General features: G+C 53.6%; 1 protein-coding gene. It reads right to left on the reverse strand.

Features of this window, described 5'->3' with window-relative positions; genetic code table 11:
* Positions 1 to 543 (reverse strand): 4Fe-4S dicluster domain-containing protein (locus tag MXD58_RS31825; RefSeq protein WP_250610056.1); only part of this gene is annotated, 543 nt, incomplete at both ends.

The raw sequence follows: 543 nt of genomic DNA on the forward strand, positions 1-543 counted from the left end.
TTTCGGTCCAGGCTTTTAATGGGCCCGGTCCCTTTGAAATTTTATCCCCGACAGTGAAAGGATTCATGGCAGCAGGCGCAATTTTCGACCCGAGCTTGTAAAGGGCAGGGGAGGCTGCGCCAAGACCGAATGCTTTCATCGCCAGCTTTTCAGAAATCGGCGCTTTTCCTTCTTTTTCGACGATGACTTGCCGGTGCTGGTGAAGGAGCTGATGGAGCGGGATTTTAACTGGGCATACATCCGTGCAGGCCCCGCACAAAGTGGAAGCGTACGGCAGTTCTTTATAATCCTCATATCCGCCGAGCAATGGGGATAATACCGCCCCGATCGGCCCTGAATAGATGGAACCGTATGAATGGCCGCCGACATGGCGGTAAACAGGGCATGTATTGATACAGGCCGCACAGCGGATGCACTGGAGGATGGACTGGAATTCACCGCCCAGGATTTGCGAGCGTCCATTATCGACGATGACGAGATGGAATTCCTCAGGGCCGTCCGCATCAAATTCTTCCCTCGGGCCGGTGAGGACTGTAATATAAC

Source organism: Frankia sp. AgKG'84/4, assembly GCF_023242965.2.
Lineage (GTDB): Bacteria > Actinomycetota > Actinomycetes > Frankiales > Frankiaceae > Frankia.